This window comes from Nostocoides jenkinsii Ben 74 (assembly GCF_001046875.1).
GTDB classification, from domain to species: domain Bacteria; phylum Actinomycetota; class Actinomycetes; order Actinomycetales; family Dermatophilaceae; genus Nostocoides_A; species Nostocoides_A jenkinsii.
Genome location: NZ_HF571038.1, coordinates 1,234,956 through 1,249,976, shown reverse-complemented (window position 1 = coordinate 1,249,976; position 15,021 = coordinate 1,234,956). Strand labels below are relative to the sequence as shown.

Below are 15,021 nucleotides of genomic sequence, written 5' to 3'. Positions count from 1 at the left end.
CCGATGGCGGCACCCGTCAGAAGGCGCCGCGGATCGGGGTGCTCTTGACCGGCCCCGCCTGAGTGGGGTCCTCGGACATGGTCATCTCCGCGCGCAGGCCGAGTAGGCGGACCTCGCGACCAGTCTCCATCTTGTCCACCAAGGCCAGGGCAGCATCTTCGAGGGTCGCTCGATCCGTAGTCACCGCCGGTAGTTTGCGACTGAAGGTCTTGGTGAAGAAGGGCGCATAGCGGACCTTCAGGGTGAGCCGCAGGACCGGGCGTCCCTCGGCGAGGACGTCCTCAAGCACCTGTCCGACGAGGACACGCACGGCGTCCTCGACCTCGGCGCGCGTCACCAGGTTGCGTTGGTAGGTCGTCTCGCGCGAGTGCCCGCGCGCCACCCACGGGGTGTCATCGACGACGCTCGAGCCGCGGCCGTGCCCGAGATCGGCATACCACTGGCCCATGCGCGGCCCGAACTCGCCGACGAGCACGGCCGGGTCGGCCGCAGCCAACTCGTGGACCGTGTGGATGCCCAGGCCGCTGAGCCGCTTCGACACTTTCGACCCGACGCCCCACAACTCGATGGTGGGCCGCTCGCCCATGACCTCGACCCAATTGTCCGCCGTCAGCCGGAAGATGCCGCGCGGCTTGCCGAACCCCGTGGCGAGCTTGGCGCGGATCTTGTTGTCGCCGATGCCGATCGAGCAGTGCAGGTGGGTCGCCGCCAGCACCGCTGCCTGGGTCTCGCGCGCCCAGCGCTCGGGGTCATCGGTGCTGATCCCGAGGAAGGCTTCGTCCCAGCCCAGCACCTCGACCACGGCGCCCGTCGAGCGCAGGACAGCCATGACCTGCTCGGATGCCGCCGTATAGGCCGGCCCGTCGACGGGCAGGATGACCGCGTCGGGTGCCTTGCGCGCGGCCAGGCGGAGCGGCATACCGGATCCGACACCGAAGGCCCGCGCCTCATAGGAAGCCGTCGACACGACGGCGCGCTCGGTCGGGTCTCCGCGGCCGCCGACGATGACCGGCAGCCCGGCGAGTTCGGGCCGGCGCAGCACCTCGACCGCGGCGATGAATTGGTCCATGTCGACGTGCAACACCCACGGCCGCGCCGGGGTCGTCACATCGTTCACGGGGCAATCCTCACCCGACCACCCGGACGCCGGTCAGCGGGGGACGCGGGCGGTGACGAGAAAGACGGGGTAGCTGCGGCGCGCCCCGTCGACCTCCTTGTCGACCGTCGTGGCCGTGTCGAAAGCGATGTCCTGGAAGCCGATTCGCTGCAAGGCGTGCCCGAGCGTATGCCGATCGAAACCGTCGTGCCCGTGGAAGTCTCCGTGCGCTTGGTGGAACGACCCGCCGGGGTCTTCGTCCAGGTCGGCGAGCGCGAGTCGGCCGCCGGGCTTGAGCAGCCCGCGCAGTCGGGCCAGCGCGACGTCAATATCGGGCACGTGGTGCAGGGCCAGCATGCTCCAAATGACGTCGAACTGACCCGGGTCCGTATCGTCGCTCGTCGGGTCGAAAAGGGCGGCCCGCATCCGGTCACCCCGGCCGAGATCGTCGATCCGTTGCTGGGCGACCGCCACCATGCCCGGAGCCGCGTCGGTGATCACGACCGTGCCGACGTCATCGGCGAGGGCGCGACTGAGCAGCCCGGTGCCGCCGCCGAACTCGAGCACGTCCTCCGCGCCGGTCAGGTCGAGATTGCGTCGGACCGCTTCGGCCACCTGCGCCGCGTTGCGCAGCTTCTCGGGGTCGTCGTCCCAGGTCGCTGCCCGGTCGCTGAAGTCCATGACGCGAGTATTGCCGATGGGTGCGCGCCGTTCACAGCACAGCGGTCATGCCCCCGTCGACGAAGATCGTCTGGCCATTCACGAAATCCGATGCGGGGCTGGCCAGCCAGAGCAGCGTCCCCGCCAGATCCGCCACCTGACCCCAGCGGCCGGCCGGGGTGCGGGTCTCGACCCACGAGGTGAACTGCTCGTCGGCAACGAGGGCCTGCGTGAGCTCGGTCGCGAAATAGCCCGGGGCGATCGCGTTGACGCAGATCCCGTGCCGGGCCAGGTCGGCACACATGCCCTTGACGAGCATCCGCACGGCGCCTTTGGTGGCGCTATAGGGCGCGATCGCCGGGCGGGCCAGTTCGGATTGGACGGAGGCGATGACGATGATCTTGCCCCGACCGCGCTCGATCATGCCCCGGCTCACCTCACGAGAGACGAGAAAGACGCTGCGCACATTGGTCGCCATCAGCGCGTCAAAATCGGCTGTCGGGAAGTCCGGCAGCGGCGCCCGCCGCTGCATACCCGCGTTGTTGACGAGGATGTCCACGGGCCCGACCTCGGCGAGCCCGCGGCATACGTCGGCCTCGTCGGTGACATCGAAGGCAACGGCCCGCACTCGGCCCGGTCCGAGTTCGTCGAGTTCGGCCCGGGCCGCCTCCAGCGGCTCCGGGCGCCGGGCGTTGAGGACAACCTCCGCCCCCGCCTCGACGAGGGAACGCGCGAGCGCCTTGCCGATGCCCTGGCTGCTGCCCGTCACCAGGGCCCGAGCGCCAGTGATGTCGAAGGACGAAGCGGACACGGAATCCTCCTGTGGTGCGGGGCACACATGGTTGATCTCACGGTATGCCGCATGCCGGCGCCGCGCACCCGTCGCCGCCGCTTAGCCTGATCGCAGTCAACGACTTGGAGTCAGAGATGCCCACACCCACTGTCCCTCGCTTTAGCGCGCGCCTGACCGCCTTGTGCGAGCGCGAGAGGCTCCCGGACGGTACCCCCGTTTGGGTCGGTCCCCTGCTGCAGACCGACCGCGACATGCTTGCCGAGGAATACCTGAAGCTCTCCCCGAACTCCAAACGCAGTCGCTTCCTCTCGGCGATCCCGGCCCTCACGGACGACATGCTCGACCGTCTGGTGGACGATGTGGATGGTGTCAACCATGTCGCCCTCGTGGTCTTCGTGGAGCAGAACAAGGTCATCTCGCCAATCGCCATCGGACGCATCGTGCGTTATCCGGAGATGACGGATACGGCAGATATCGCGTTCACGGTGCAGGACGCGTGGCATGGTCGCGGTATTGCGACCCTCCTGGCGCGCTTGCTGTGCGAGCGGGCCCCCGAAGGCATCACGCACCTGCTGACGGAGGTAGCGGCGGATAACCCGGCTCCGCTGAAGATCCTCGGCAAGCTCGGGGAGATGCAAGTCCACCGGGCCGGCTATGGCGTGCTCGATGTCGAAGTGGCCCTGAGCGGTGAGCACCTGCGCCTCACCCCGCCCGCCGAAGGCCAGCGGCTGCATCCGCTGCTCGCGGCATACGCCCGTCAGATCCTGCACACACGCGACGTCATCTGCGACGAGTTGGTCAAGCTGAGCCCGCTCAGTTGGTTCGTGTTGCCCGCCGACGACGACAGCGAGGACCTCGTGCCGGAGGCGGCCGAAGGCGTCGAGCGTCGCGGCGCCTAACCCGCAGCGACGGGAGTGCGCATCACCAAGCGAGGCATTTTCGAGGCCACCGCATCGGTGGTGCCGATGACCTCGAAGCCCGCCGCGTCGAACATCGCCTTGGTCCCGACGAAGGCCATGGTCAGGTCCATGCGTCCCGGCGGATCGACCGGATAGGCCTCGACGGCCGGCGCCCCATTTCCGCGTGCCCATTCGACCGCGCCCTGGATGAGGTAACCGACAACCCCCTGCTTGCGATGCCCGCCCCGGACGACGACGCAGATGATGCTCCACACCGCCACGTCGTCGACTGGTCGGATCAGCTTGGAGGCGGCGAGGCGCGGAATGTCTTGGCGTGGGCCGATATTGCACCAGCCCACCGGCGTGCCATCCCGATAGGTCACGACGCCCGGTGGCAGTTCTTCGGCGCACATGGCGCGAGCCGCGCGTTCGCGGGCATTCTCGCCCGTGCCGCCGAGCGCCGCAATGTCTTGGGCGCGCAGCCGATGCGACAGGCACCAACAATGCGTCGCGCGCCGATTCGGATTGATCACATCCGCGAAGTCCTCGAAGCGATCCGGCGTGACCGGGTGCGTCTCCCAACTGGTGTCCGTCATGCGCCACCTCCTCCAGTGTCGTCAGCCCACCGCAGCACGCGTCGGGCGCGGAGGGTGAGCCAGGCGGACGGCATACCGATGCCGTCGTCGACGTCGAACCAGACCCGGCCGCCGGGGCGGGATTCCAGCGACCACCGGCCGTCGTCGTCAGCCTTGCCGCGAAGCCAGTCCAGGGCCTCGCCGAGGCCGGGGTCCGGGCCGGCACCGTCGTTGGATCCGGCGGCACGCAGGTAGTCCAGGCCGCGGAGCACGTCATAGTGCCAGCGGTTCGGGTGGGTGAGCTTGAGGAAGTCCGGGTCGGCCGGCTCCCCATCGGTTAACCGTCGGAACATACTGCGGGACAACAAAAACTCTTCCCCCGTATGCCGCGCGCTCGCCACATCCGCGCGTCCGGTCGCCTTCTCGAACTCCAGCAATCCCTCGAGCACATTGATGGTCGAGTGGAAAGAACCGCGGGTCGATCCCTCCGCGCGCTCGCAGTTCCAGCCGCCATCCGGCTGCTGCTCGGTGAGGAGGCGATCGGCGATCCCGGTCACGTCCGCCCCGAAGTAGGCGCCATCGGCGAGGGTGCGGCCGTTGATGCATTCCTCGACCTCGCCAGCCCAATAGGACTGACCGTCATGATCCCATCGCGAGTTGCGCCCGACGAGGTCGGCTGTGCGGCGGGCTGTCTCGGAGGTCGGGTCAAGTCCCCACTCCCGCAGGTCGGTGAGGGCGTAGGTCGTCGCGGTCCACGGCTGGCCCTCCGCCTCCCACAGTTCCCGGCTGAAGTCATGCGGGAAGAACGCGCCGCCCGCCCACTGGCCGTCCGAATCCTGGTGTGCGAGAAGGCGAGCACCCCAGCCCTCGTGCTCGACACGGGACCGGAGCGGTCGCCATACGTCCTCGGAGGCATCGAGGAGGTCGCGCTGGACCTGCCAGGCGATCGCGGGATCGGTGGCGAGCAGCCACGCGATTACGGGGTCGCTGGTCATGAGGCGGCGAAGGCGCGGACTTGCTGGAGCACCTCGGCCATCAGGCGTTGCACGGCGAGGGTGTCGTCGAGCGGCATGATCGGGCTCTCGGTGAGCCCGGCCGCGAGGCACTCGCCCGCGTGGATGACCTCGAACTGATAGCCGCCGGTGAAGGTCAGTTCCTCGGGGGTCTTGCCGCGCCATACGGTCAGCGACGGGGAGCGGTGGAAGCGCGGGTGGACATCGATCCAGCCCTTGCTGCCGATGAGCATCATCCGACCCGGTCCGTAGGCCGTGAACGCCCCGGAGAGCGTCGCGGACCGGCCGTCGCGATAGCCGAGGAGGACGCCGAATTCGCCCTCGACGCCCGTGGGGAAAGTGCCGCCGACGGCATGCACGACATCGGGCGTTCCGAGGAAGTGCTGGGCGAACGAAAGGACATAGACGCCGAGGTCAAGGACGGCGCCACCGCCGAGGGCTGGGTCGAAGAGCCGGTCGGCCGGGTCGAACAGGCGGAAGGCGGTCAGGTCACCTTGCACCGCACGCAGATCGCCGATGACGCCATCGGCGATCAGTTGCCGGGCGTGGGCGATTGCCGGATTGAAGCGTGTCCACATCGCCTCCATCGCGAAAACACCTGCTGTCCGAGCGGATTCGATGATCCGGGTGGTGTCCTCGACGGTTGCGGTGAAGGACTTCTCGACAAGGATCGGCTTGCCCGCGCCGATCGCGGCCAGGGCGATGTCGGTGTGCTGCGGGTGCGGAGTGGCGATATAGATCGCGTCGATTTCCGGGTCGGTGACCAGGGCGTCATATGACCCGTGCGCGGTGGCGATGCCGTGCTCGTCGGCGAAGGCTCGAGCCCGGTCGAGCGAGCGCGAGCCGACGGCGACAAGTTCGCCATTGGTCACGTCCGGGAAGGCCCTCGCCATGACGGCCGCCATCTTGCCCGGACCCGCAATGGCCCACCGCAACTTGGTCATGACGCCAGCCTATGGGCGGACCGAGCGCTCCGGAGCAGACAAGGCGGCGTGGAGTGCGGCATACACCCGGTCGTTGTTGAGCAGGCCCAGGTGATCCAGGCCGGTCACGACCGTGACGTCCTCGTCGGCGAACCGACTCGGGTGCGTGGCCGTGGCGACGTGGCGCGCGGAGTCGAGCGGAACGAGGAGGTCGCCGATGTGCGCACTCACCCGCTCGGGGTGCCGTCCCAGGACCGCGACGATTGCGTGGTGGCGGATACCGGGTCGGGCCGGCGGATGGGTCCGCCGGTCGCCGACGCCCGCGCCTTGCTCGTCTTCCCAATCGGCCGGGACGACATTGCCGTACTCCAGGTCACGCACGCCCAGGCTCCGTTGGGCGAGGTAGGCGCCGATCCGACGTCCGCGCGTGGTTTCGGTCAAGGTGTCGGCGGCGTGGCGCACGCCGCGGGCGACCGGCGACCCGTGATGGGGCGCGCCAAGCGACACCGAGTCGGTCACGAGCGGCAGCCACGCCGCGTCGTCCGGGGCTTGAGCCAGGGCGCTGTGCACGACGAGACCGCCCATCGAATGGCCGATGAGGACGATTTTCGTGAGCGGCACCGGCCACACCGAGTGCAGGCTGTCGAGGAGCGCGACGAGCGCCTGGCCGTTCTCGGAGATCCGCAAGCCGGTGTTGTAGCGCACCAGCACCGGAGTGAGGCCGAGATCGGTGGCGAGCCGCGCGGCATAGGGCGTCTGGGGGTTGCCCCGCCACTGCCAGGAGGCTTCGGTCTCGCACAGCCCGTGCAGGAAGACGGCGATCTGGTCACCAATTTGGCCGTATGCCGCGCCGACCCCCTCCGGGGTCAGGTCCACGCGGCGCCCGTCGCGTCGCACGTGCATGGCCGGGCTGATGCTCGGTGTATGGGCGTGGATCGCGTCCCCGCGGATCCCCAGTCCGAAGGCAAGCGCCTGGTGTCCTCGCGGGGCGTCGTGGATGCTTGGCGCTTCGTCGCCTCGGCTCCGAAGTCGTTGTCCAGCAATCCATCCCGCGACCCGCGACCCGGCGTCGAGGCCGAACCCGGTGGCCGTGTACGCGGTCGAGGTCACCGCATCGGCGATGATCTGGACCGGAAGGGCCGCCGGTCCAACGGCGGCTTGAACAGCGCGGTGAATCGTGTCGCTGATCCCAGAATGCACGCCGTGCACGAGCGTGGTCGCGTGGCGCAACTCGGTGCCGGCGAACCGGCCGAGGTCGGCGGCTTCTCGTGACTTCATTGGTGTCCCATCCGACGAGTCCCCATCCCTGCCATTGTCCTCGGGGGGAAGGTGACGGACGGGACCGGGTCGGCGGATGTGCAGTGTTGATCGTGTGGGCGGTGGGATACCGGCGACAGTCACGTCCCCGTGCACTGCGTGATTTGCGGCAGTATGGGGAGCGTGCGCGTTGCTCTGATGGTGACCTGCGTCAACGATGCGATGTTCCCCGAGACCGGGAAGGCCGTCGTGACGCTGCTGCGGCGCCTCGGGGTGGACGTGGATTTCCCTGCGGAACAGACGTGTTGCGGCCAGCCGATGATCAACACGGGCTACCTGGACGAGGCGATCTCGGCCGTGCGGGCGTTCGCGGGGGCCTTCGAGGGGTATGACGCGATCGTCACCCCCAGCGGGTCCTGCGCCGGGTGTGTGCGGCACCAGCACGCGATTGTGGCGCGCCGGGCCGGGGATCCACGGCTCACGGCGGCGCTGGAACGGACGTCGCCACGGACGTATGAGTTGAGTGAGTTCCTGGTCGATGTGCTCGGGGTCGTGGATGTCGGTGCCTACTTCCCGCACCGCGTGACCTACCACCCGACCTGTCATTCGTTGCGGATGCTCGGCGTCGGGGACCGACCGACGCGGCTGCTCTCGGCGGTGCGCGGGCTGAGCCTGGTGGACCTCCCGGCGGCCGAGCAGTGCTGCGGATTCGGCGGGACGTTCGCCGTCAAGAATGCCGACGTCTCAGTGGCCATGGCCTCGGATAAGGCGCGGCATGTCCGTGAGACGGGCGCGGAAGTCCTTGTGGCAGGGGACAATTCATGCCTGATGAATATCGGTGGCCTGCTGTCACGGCAACGGGCGGGGGTGCGGATCATGCACCTCGCCGAGGTGCTGGCCGCGACCGAGGGGGCGTCGGCGTGAGCGGGACCTTCTTGGGTATGCCGCCCTTCCCCGAAGCCGCGAAGGCCGCCTTGGCCGACGCGCAACTGCGGCACAATCTCGCCCACGCGACGTCGACGATCCGGGCCAAGCGGGCCGGGGTCGTCGCCGAGGTCGCCGACTGGGAGGACTTGCGCACTCGCGCCGCAACGATCAAAGACGAGGTTCTGGCGCATCTCGACGGCTATCTCAATGAGCTGGAGGCGGCGCTTACCGCAGCCGGGGCGACGGTGCACCGGGCCGCTGACGCCGACGAGGCGTGCCGCATCGTGGGTGATATCGCCGCCGCGCACCAGGCCACTGAAGTGGTCAAGGTGAAGTCGATGGCGACCCAGGAGATCGGCCTGAACGAGGCTCTGGCGGCGCGCGGCATACGGGCGTGGGAGACCGATCTCGCCGAGCTGATCGTGCAACTAGCCGATGATCTGCCCTCCCACATCCTGGTCCCGGCGATCCATCGCAATCGCGCCGAGGTGCGCGAGATCTTCCGGACGCACATGGCGCAGGCCGGTCGTGCTGCGCCCGAAGACTTGTCGGATCGCCCCGCCGACCTGGCCGCGGCCGCGCGAATCCACCTGCGGGAGAAGTTCCTTCGAGCCCGCGTTGCCGTCTCTGGGGCCAACTTCGCCGTGGCCGACACCGGGACACTCGTCGTCGTGGAGTCCGAGGGCAATGGCCGGATGTGCCTCACTTTGCCCGAGGTGCTCATCTCGGTCGTCGGTATCGAAAAGCTCGTCCCAACTTTCGCCGAACTCGATGTCTTCCTCCGGCTCCTGCCCCGATCCAGCACCGGCGAGCGGATGAATCCCTACACCTCGATGTGGACCGGAGTCACTCCCGGCGACGGCCCGCAGGAGGTGCACGTTGTCCTGCTCGACAACGGGCGCCGCCGGGTGCTGGCTGATCCCGTTGGGCGACAGGCACTTCGGTGCATTCGCTGCTCGGCCTGTCTCAACGTCTGCCCGGTGTATGAGCGCACCGGCGGGCACGCCTATGGCTCGGTCTATCCCGGCCCGATCGGCGCGATCCTCAATCCGCTGTTGAAGGGTGTCGGCACCGACCCGCAGATCGACTCCCTGCCGTATGCGTCGTCCTTGTGCGGCGCGTGCTCGGAGGTCTGTCCGGTCAAGATCGACTTCCCCGAGGTTCTTGTGCACCTGCGCAGCCAGGTTGTCGACGCGCATCGGGGTGACCGGATTCCGAAGCCGGAGGCCCTCGTCTTCCGCGCCGTCGGCGCGACCTTCGCCTCCGGTGGCCGGCTGGCCTCGGCGGAACGGGTCAATGGCTTCGCGGGCCGCCTCCTGGCTCGTCTGGGGACAGCCCGTATGCCGGGTGGCCGGCACACCACCGGCAGCTTGCCCGGCCCCGGCGCCGCGTGGACCGGTGCCCGCGACCTGCCCGCCCCACCGCCGGAATCCTTCCGTCAATGGTGGGCGCGGGCGGGCGCGTCGGGTGCTTCAGGTCCGGAAGATGTTGCGCCGCAACCGCACTCACCACACACGCAGACGTATGCCGCACCGCCGCCCCTCTCGGGCGACGCGCTCCTGCAACGCTTCGTCGACCGCGTGCGGGACTACCGGGCGACGGTGGACGTATGCCGCTCGGGCGACCTCGCGGCATACGTCCGGGAAGCGCTGGGTCACGCCGGGCGGGTCGTCGTCCCCGACGAACTCGGGCTCGACCTCGGGGAGCGAGGCGTCCCCGACCACGCGCTCACCGCGACCGATCTCGATGAGATCGACGCGGTCGTCACCCGCGCTGCCGTCGGGATCGCCGAGACGGGGACCATCGTTCTTGACCATGGATCGGGCCAAGGACGGCGGGCACTGTCGCTCGTTCCGGATCTGCACGTCTGCGTCGTGCGCGCGGATCAGGTCGTCCCGGACGTTCCAGACGCCCTGAGCCGCCTCGACCCGACTCGCCCGATGACGTGGATCAGCGGACCGTCCGCGACGAGCGATATCGAGCTGGAGCGCGTCGAAGGAGTCCACGGCCCGCGCACGCTGCACGTGGTGCTGGTGGTGAATTGAGATGGGCAGTATGGAAATTCGTCGCATCGAGGGAGTAGTCGTCAACGATGATGGCTGCGCGGTCGACGACCTCTCCTTCTGCGGAGCCGTCCAGGTGACAGTTCCGGCGGCGGTGCCGTGGGACGACTTCGTCGACTTGGCGGTGCAGGAGCAGTGGGTCGGGGTTGAGGCGCTATCGGGGGTCCCGGGGACCGTGGGTGAGGTGGTCGGGCGGAACGCCGCGGCATACGGCCAGCGAGTGGGTGATGTCGTCGCATCAGTTCGGACCTGGGATCTGGACACCGACCGCCAGCGGACCTTTGCCGCTGCTGACTGTGGCTTCACGCCACAGGGATCACGCGTGAGCGCCGGGAATCTTCGGATCCTCGACGGGACCTTCCTAATGCGGCAGGGCGACCTCACCCAGCCGATCTATGACGAGACTCTCGCCGGGCTAGGTGGCGTCGGCCCGGGTCAGCGCTTGCCGCTCATCGTGGTGCGCGAGGCGATCCTTCGCGCGGGGCTGTCCTGAGGCAGGCACCGTTCAGCTGACAGTGCGAAGAACACTCTCGGACAGGCTGATTCGCACTCCTTGACCCCACGAGAGGAGCAGGCGGTCACTCTCAATGCCGTCACCGAAGATGACCAGTTCCTCGGCGAGAGCCGTCGCGCAGAGCGCGTCAGTTCCGCCGAGGATGCCGTATGTTAGCGCCGTCCCCGTGCTGGCGGACGGCCAGGCTTCGCGGACGAACCACGCCAGCGACCGGTCTTCGGGGGCGGGCAGGGGGAGGTCCGGCGCGACGGCGCGCTGGATCGAGGCGCACCAGCCGCTCGCGCCGGTGCCGGTGCCCGCAATGACGCCCGACGACGACTGACTCTCGTGCGTTGCACCGACGCTCAGGTCATAACGCGCCGACTGGTGGCTCGCATGGCCCAGGAAGATCTCGTTGAGCGCCCGCAGTCGCTGCCCGTCGTCCGTGCGGGCCTCGACCATCGCCCGATCGAGGTATGCCGCCCGCCCGCCGGCGACATCCGCGAGCAGATCGGCAACGGCCGCGCACGGGTGCGGCACGAGGGCGCCGCCAACCGCCATCGGATCGACGCCGATGACCGGGTGTCCGTCAAGGTACTTCGCAACATTGGCCACCAGGCCGTCCTGGCCGATGGCGACCACGATGTCGTCGGGCCCGAAGACGAAGCGCGCGAGTTCGTCCCGCTCGGCCTGCCCGCGCCGCCACTGCACCGGGATCGCGGCGAGCACAGCGTGCCGCGCCGCGTCCAGCGCGTGATGGCGGGCGAGTAGGACGTCCAAGGATTGCTCGCGGCTGCGGAGGAAGGAGTCCGCCTGGCCGCGCGTCCCATGGCGAGCGATCAGCTCGTCGTACTCCGTGCGCCGGGTGACCAGCACAACCCGAGGCGTCGCCATGCTGGTCACCGGGCCTCGGCTCGCGGGCCGGTCAGCTGAGCCAGCAAGCCCTGCAGCAGATCCGGCGTGATGACCAGTTGGTCGATCGCGGGCAGATTCTCGGCGGCCTGGCGGACGGCGAGTGCGAGCAGCAGATCGCGAGGGACCTCGGCATACGCCTCGACGCAGGCTCGCTCGACCTCGGCCGCGGCCTGCCCGACGACACGCTCGCTGTCGGCGCGGGCGTCCGCGAGGGCGCGGGTGCGGTCAGCCTCGGACTGCGTCGCGAGGGCCGCGGCGAGGGCGGCTTCCTCCGCGCGCCGGCGGTCGTTCGTGCCCTCCTGGGCGATGAGTTGCTCGCGGCGCCGGGCCAGCTCGACCTGGTTGGCGAGTTCGTTCTCCCCGATCGCGGCCTCTTTCTCCACCGCGAGCGCCCGCCGCTCGAAGGTCGCGCGGTCCGCGTCCTGCTGGATCGCTTCGCGGGCGGGGGTTTGCAAGGCCCGCTCGAGCGGGATCCGCGGATGCGCACGGTTTCAGTCGCGTGGCTCGCTCTCGCGCCCGACCTGCCGGAGCCGGTTGCCGGTGGCGATGCCGCGAACGCCAGCTGGGTCGAGGCGAGCGAGGCGCTCGGCCGTGATCTCGCCTTCGACCACGCCCAGATCCTCGCGGACGGCATTGAGCGCGCCCGAGCAAAGCTGGAATACACCCCGCTCGCCACCGCCTTCTGTGCGCCCGAGTTCACCGTCGGGCAGCTGCGGGCGGTCTACGAGGCCGTCTGGGGGGAGGCCCTCGACGCGCGCAACTTCCACCGTAAGGTCACCGGTGCCCCCGGCTTCCTTGAGCCGACCGGGCGAAGCACGAATGTCGATGGCGGGCGGCCGGCGCAGCTCTACCGCCGGGGATCGCTGGCCGTCCTGAACCCGCCGCTCGTCCGGCCGGAGGCTGGCTGATGTTTCGAGCTGTGTGACCCGAATTCGCAGGCCAGATACCCCCACGGGTATGCTGTAGCTATGTCATCACCCGGATTGGAACCACGAAAGTACGTCGTCGTCGGAGGTGTCGCCGGGGGCATGTCGGCCGCCACGCGACTGCGCCGGCTTGACGAGACGGCAGCAATCTCCGTCCTTGAGCGCAGCGGTTATGTCTCTTTCGCCAATTGCGGCCTGCCCTACCACGTCGGCGGCGTGATCGAGGATCGCGCGTCCCTGCTGCTGCAAACTCCCGCGAGCCTCGGTGCTCGCTTCGGACTGGATGTCCGCGTGCACACCGAGGCGGTCGCGATCGATCGGGCGGCGCGAACCGTGACCACACGGCATACGGAATCCGGTGTCTCGGAGTCGATTCCGTATGACGCGCTGATTCTCGCGCCGGGCGCTCGCCCCGTCCGGCCGCCGATTCCCGGCATTGAGCGTGCGTTGTCCCTGCGCGACATCGAAGATACCGATGCGATGGTGGCCGCCGTCGGCCGTGCCGGTGGTACGCACGCCGTGGTGATCGGCGGTGGCTTCATCGGGCTCGAAGTTGCCGAGAACCTCCTGCACCGCGGGCTCGTGGTGGCAGTGATCGAGGCGACCGACCAGGTCATGGCGCCGCTGGACCCTGAGATGGTCGAGCCGGTGCACGTGGCGCTGCGCGACGCCGGGGTTGACCTGCGGTTGGGCCGCTCCGTCGTTGCCATCGGGGCGGGCGATGTCACGCTGGACGACGGCACCACCGTGCCAGCGGATGTCGTCGTTGCCGCCATCGGCGTCCGGCCAGACACTCGCCTCGCCGAGCTGGCGGGTCTCAGCATTGGCCCGCGCGGCGGCATTCTCGTCAACGACCAGCTACTAACCAGCGACCCGGCCATCTATGCCGTCGGCGACGCAGTCGAGAAGATCGATGCCCTCAGCGGCGAGAAGACCCTGGTGCCCCTGGCTAATACCGCCAACCTCCAAGGACGCCGGGTCGCGGACATCATCACTGGACAGGCGCGGAGCGACCGCCCCGTCCTCGGGACCGCCATCGTCGGCGTCCTCGGCCTGCAGATCGCCGCGACCGGGTGGAGTGAGAAGCGTCTGCGTGCTGCCGGGCGGCCCTATCGCGCCCTGCATTCACACCCGGCGTCCCATGCGGGCTACTACCCCGGAGCCGCGGGCATCGCGTTGAAGCTGCTCGTCGATCCCGCTACCGACGCCATCCTGGGCGCCCAAGGCGTTGGGAGCGATGGAGTCGATAAGCGCATCGACATCATCGCCACGGCCATCACTGGCGGACTGACGGCCAGTGACCTCGCGGACCTCGAACTCGCGTATGCACCACAATTCGGCTCGGCCAAAGACCCGGTCAACATGCTCGGCCACATGGCTGACAACCTCCGAACCGGCGTGAGTCGCACGATTCAGTGGCACGAGGTGGCGGATGCGCAGCAGTCCGGAACGATCGTGGTCGACGTGCGCACACTCGCTGAGTTCGCTCGCGGCGCGATCCCGGGAGCCGTGCATATCCCGGTGGACGACCTGCGCAGCCGGCTCGCGGAAGTCCCCGCCGGGCCGCTTGTCGTCACCTGCGCCGTGGGCCTGCGGGGCCATGTCGCCGCGCGCATCCTCACCCAGCAGGGCTTCCCAGACGTCCGCAATCTCGACGGCGGTTACACGACGTGGCGCGCGGGAACTGCGTCGTTGTAGACCGCGCTCCGTGAGAATGGCGCGGTGACGTTCTTCCGCAAGACGATGCCGCTGTCGGCGCCTCGGGAGTATGCCGCGTGGGAGGCCGCGGGCCTGCGCTGGCTCGCGCAGGCGTCACCGGCCGGGGGTGCGCGGGTGGTGGAGGTGCGGGAGGTCGGTGATCGTCACCTCGACTTAGAGAGGTTCACGCCCTGTCAACCGACGCTCGCCCAGACCGAGGACTTCGGGCGCGCGCTCGCGGTGACGCACGGGGCGGGGGCCGCGGCATACGGAATGGGGCCGGACGGGTGGGCAGGACCGGGCTTCCTCGGGCCGGCCGATGATCCCTTGCCACTGCCGCTCGACCCGACCCCGTCGTGGGGAATCTTCTTCGGGGAGCAGCGGATTCGGCATACGTTGCGGCTGGGAAGGGCCCGCGGACTGTGGGCCGGGTCAGCCGGGTCGGGCTTCGAGGCGGTGGCCGAGCGGATCGCGGGTGGTGAGTTCGACGACGGCGAGCCGCCGGCGCGCCTGCATGGCGACCTGTGGGCCGGCAATGTCTTGTGGAGCCGCGCCGGGGCCGTCCTGATCGACCCGGCCGCCCATGGTGGGCACCGCGAGACCGACCTCGCGATGCTCGCGCTGTTCGGCGCGCCATACGTCGATCGCATCCTCGCGGCGTATGCCGAGTCCTCGCCCCTCGCGGATGGGTGGCGCGAGCGGGTGGCCCTCCATCAACTTCACCCGGTGATGCTGCACGCCGTGCTGTTCGGCGGCTCCTATGTCAGCCAGGCGGAGCGGCTC

At 69.2% G+C, this 15,021-nt stretch carries 16 protein-coding genes; 7 read left to right on the top strand and 9 right to left on the bottom strand.

Annotation, left to right across the window (positions count from 1 at the left end):
• Positions 1–16 precede the first annotated feature (16 nt).
• From BN13_RS05755 to BN13_RS05745, 3 genes are read right to left on the bottom strand one after another with little or no spacing between them, the layout of a single operon-like run.
• Positions 17–1,117, bottom strand: a complete 1,101-nt coding sequence (locus tag BN13_RS05755; protein WP_456152382.1) for a DNA polymerase IV — start codon at positions 1,115–1,117, stop codon at positions 17–19.
• Between the two features lie 33 nt (positions 1,118–1,150).
• The gene (locus BN13_RS05750) at positions 1,151–1,777 is read right to left on the bottom strand and encodes a class I SAM-dependent methyltransferase (protein WP_053079735.1); all 627 of its coding nucleotides are present in this window, start codon (positions 1,775–1,777) and stop codon (positions 1,151–1,153) included.
• A 31-nt stretch (positions 1,778–1,808) separates the two neighbouring features.
• Complete coding sequence (locus tag BN13_RS05745) at positions 1,809–2,567, bottom strand: SDR family NAD(P)-dependent oxidoreductase (RefSeq protein WP_048545173.1); 759 nt, start codon at positions 2,565–2,567, stop codon at positions 1,809–1,811.
• 116 nt (positions 2,568–2,683) lie between these two features.
• Here BN13_RS05745 and BN13_RS05740 point away from each other — a divergent pair, with 116 nt between their 5' ends.
• Entirely contained in the window at positions 2,684–3,448 is a 765-nt protein-coding gene (locus tag BN13_RS05740) for a GNAT family N-acetyltransferase (RefSeq protein WP_162199922.1), read from the top strand.
• Here BN13_RS05740 and BN13_RS05735 read toward each other — a convergent pair.
• The 4 genes from BN13_RS05735 to BN13_RS05720 are packed head-to-tail and all read right to left on the bottom strand — an operon-like array spanning position 3,445 to position 7,237.
• The gene (locus tag BN13_RS05735; RefSeq protein WP_048545171.1) at positions 3,445–4,044 is read right to left on the bottom strand and encodes a GNAT family N-acetyltransferase; all 600 of its coding nucleotides are present in this window, start codon (positions 4,042–4,044) and stop codon (positions 3,445–3,447) included. The two genes, BN13_RS05740 and BN13_RS05735, sit on opposite strands and share 4 nt — an antisense overlap.
• Positions 4,041–5,018, bottom strand: a complete 978-nt coding sequence (locus tag BN13_RS05730; protein WP_048545169.1) for a hypothetical protein — start codon at positions 5,016–5,018, stop codon at positions 4,041–4,043. Before BN13_RS05730 ends, BN13_RS05735 begins: the two co-directional genes overlap by 4 nt.
• A complete protein-coding gene (locus BN13_RS05725) occupies positions 5,015–5,980 on the bottom strand; it encodes a Gfo/Idh/MocA family protein (RefSeq protein WP_048545167.1) in 966 nt (321 codons plus the stop codon). The genes BN13_RS05730 and BN13_RS05725 overlap by 4 nt, the downstream gene beginning before the upstream one ends.
• Before the next feature lie 9 nt (positions 5,981–5,989).
• Complete coding sequence (locus BN13_RS05720; RefSeq protein WP_048545165.1) at positions 5,990–7,237, bottom strand: esterase/lipase family protein; 1,248 nt, start codon at positions 7,235–7,237, stop codon at positions 5,990–5,992.
• A 153-nt stretch (positions 7,238–7,390) separates the two neighbouring features.
• Here BN13_RS05720 and BN13_RS05715 point away from each other — a divergent pair, with 153 nt between their 5' ends.
• The 3 genes from BN13_RS05715 to BN13_RS05705 are packed head-to-tail and all read left to right on the top strand — an operon-like array spanning position 7,391 to position 10,699.
• Positions 7,391–8,140 carry a (Fe-S)-binding protein gene (locus BN13_RS05715; RefSeq protein WP_048545163.1) on the top strand — a complete coding sequence of 250 codons (750 nt, stop codon included), beginning with the start codon at positions 7,391–7,393 and terminating at the stop codon, positions 8,138–8,140.
• Between the two features lie 17 nt (positions 8,141–8,157).
• On the top strand, positions 8,158–10,188 hold the full coding sequence (locus tag BN13_RS05710) for an LUD domain-containing protein (RefSeq protein ID WP_084733591.1): 2,031 nt from the start codon (positions 8,158–8,160) through the stop codon (positions 10,186–10,188).
• A 10-nt stretch (positions 10,189–10,198) separates the two neighbouring features.
• Positions 10,199–10,699 (top strand): FAD-binding protein, encoded by a 501-nt coding sequence (locus BN13_RS05705; protein ID WP_162199921.1) that lies wholly within the window; start codon positions 10,199–10,201, stop codon positions 10,697–10,699.
• A gap of 12 nt (positions 10,700–10,711) precedes the next feature.
• Here the strand turns inward: BN13_RS05705 and BN13_RS05700 are convergent, their stop codons facing one another.
• Both BN13_RS05700 and BN13_RS18270 read right to left on the bottom strand, forming a co-directional pair.
• The gene (locus BN13_RS05700) at positions 10,712–11,593 is read right to left on the bottom strand and encodes a diacylglycerol kinase catalytic domain-containing protein (RefSeq protein WP_048548920.1); all 882 of its coding nucleotides are present in this window, start codon (positions 11,591–11,593) and stop codon (positions 10,712–10,714) included.
• Positions 11,594–11,598: 5 nt separating this feature from the next.
• Positions 11,599–12,069, bottom strand: coding sequence for a hypothetical protein (locus BN13_RS18270; protein ID WP_053079733.1), 471 nt, complete (start codon positions 12,067–12,069; stop codon positions 11,599–11,601).
• 24 nt (positions 12,070–12,093) lie between these two features.
• Between BN13_RS18270 and BN13_RS18265 the strand changes: the two genes are divergently transcribed.
• From BN13_RS18265 to BN13_RS05685, 3 genes are all read left to right on the top strand, one after another.
• Positions 12,094–12,522 (top strand): NUDIX hydrolase, encoded by a 429-nt coding sequence (locus BN13_RS18265; RefSeq protein WP_053079732.1) that lies wholly within the window; start codon positions 12,094–12,096, stop codon positions 12,520–12,522.
• A gap of 60 nt (positions 12,523–12,582) precedes the next feature.
• Positions 12,583–14,238, top strand: coding sequence for an FAD-dependent oxidoreductase (locus BN13_RS05690; protein WP_048545161.1), 1,656 nt, complete (start codon positions 12,583–12,585; stop codon positions 14,236–14,238).
• A gap of 24 nt (positions 14,239–14,262) precedes the next feature.
• The coding region (locus BN13_RS05685) for a fructosamine kinase family protein (protein ID WP_084733590.1) at positions 14,263–15,021 on the top strand (759 nt) is incomplete at its 3' end.

Coding starts and splice junctions, on each gene's coding strand:
- BN13_RS05750 (WP_053079735.1), bottom strand. CDS start 1,777: ATGGACTTCAGCGACCGGGCAGCGACCTGGGACGACGACCCCGAGAAG.
- BN13_RS05740 (WP_162199922.1), top strand. CDS start 2,684: ATGCCCACACCCACTGTCCCTCGCTTTAGCGCGCGCCTGACCGCCTTG.
- BN13_RS05735 (WP_048545171.1), bottom strand. CDS start 4,044: ATGACGGACACCAGTTGGGAGACGCACCCGGTCACGCCGGATCGCTTC.
- BN13_RS05730 (WP_048545169.1), bottom strand. CDS start 5,018: ATGACCAGCGACCCCGTAATCGCGTGGCTGCTCGCCACCGATCCCGCG.
- BN13_RS05725 (WP_048545167.1), bottom strand. CDS start 5,980: ATGACCAAGTTGCGGTGGGCCATTGCGGGTCCGGGCAAGATGGCGGCC.
- BN13_RS05720 (WP_048545165.1), bottom strand. CDS start 7,237: ATGAAGTCACGAGAAGCCGCCGACCTCGGCCGGTTCGCCGGCACCGAG.
- BN13_RS05715 (WP_048545163.1), top strand. CDS start 7,391: ATGGGGAGCGTGCGCGTTGCTCTGATGGTGACCTGCGTCAACGATGCG.
- BN13_RS05710 (WP_084733591.1), top strand. CDS start 8,158: ATGCCGCCCTTCCCCGAAGCCGCGAAGGCCGCCTTGGCCGACGCGCAA.
- BN13_RS05705 (WP_162199921.1), top strand. CDS start 10,199: ATGGAAATTCGTCGCATCGAGGGAGTAGTCGTCAACGATGATGGCTGC.
- BN13_RS05700 (WP_048548920.1), bottom strand. CDS start 11,593: ATGGCGACGCCTCGGGTTGTGCTGGTCACCCGGCGCACGGAGTACGAC.
- BN13_RS18265 (WP_053079732.1), top strand. CDS start 12,094: ATGCGCACGGTTTCAGTCGCGTGGCTCGCTCTCGCGCCCGACCTGCCG.
- BN13_RS05690 (WP_048545161.1), top strand. CDS start 12,583: ATGTCATCACCCGGATTGGAACCACGAAAGTACGTCGTCGTCGGAGGT.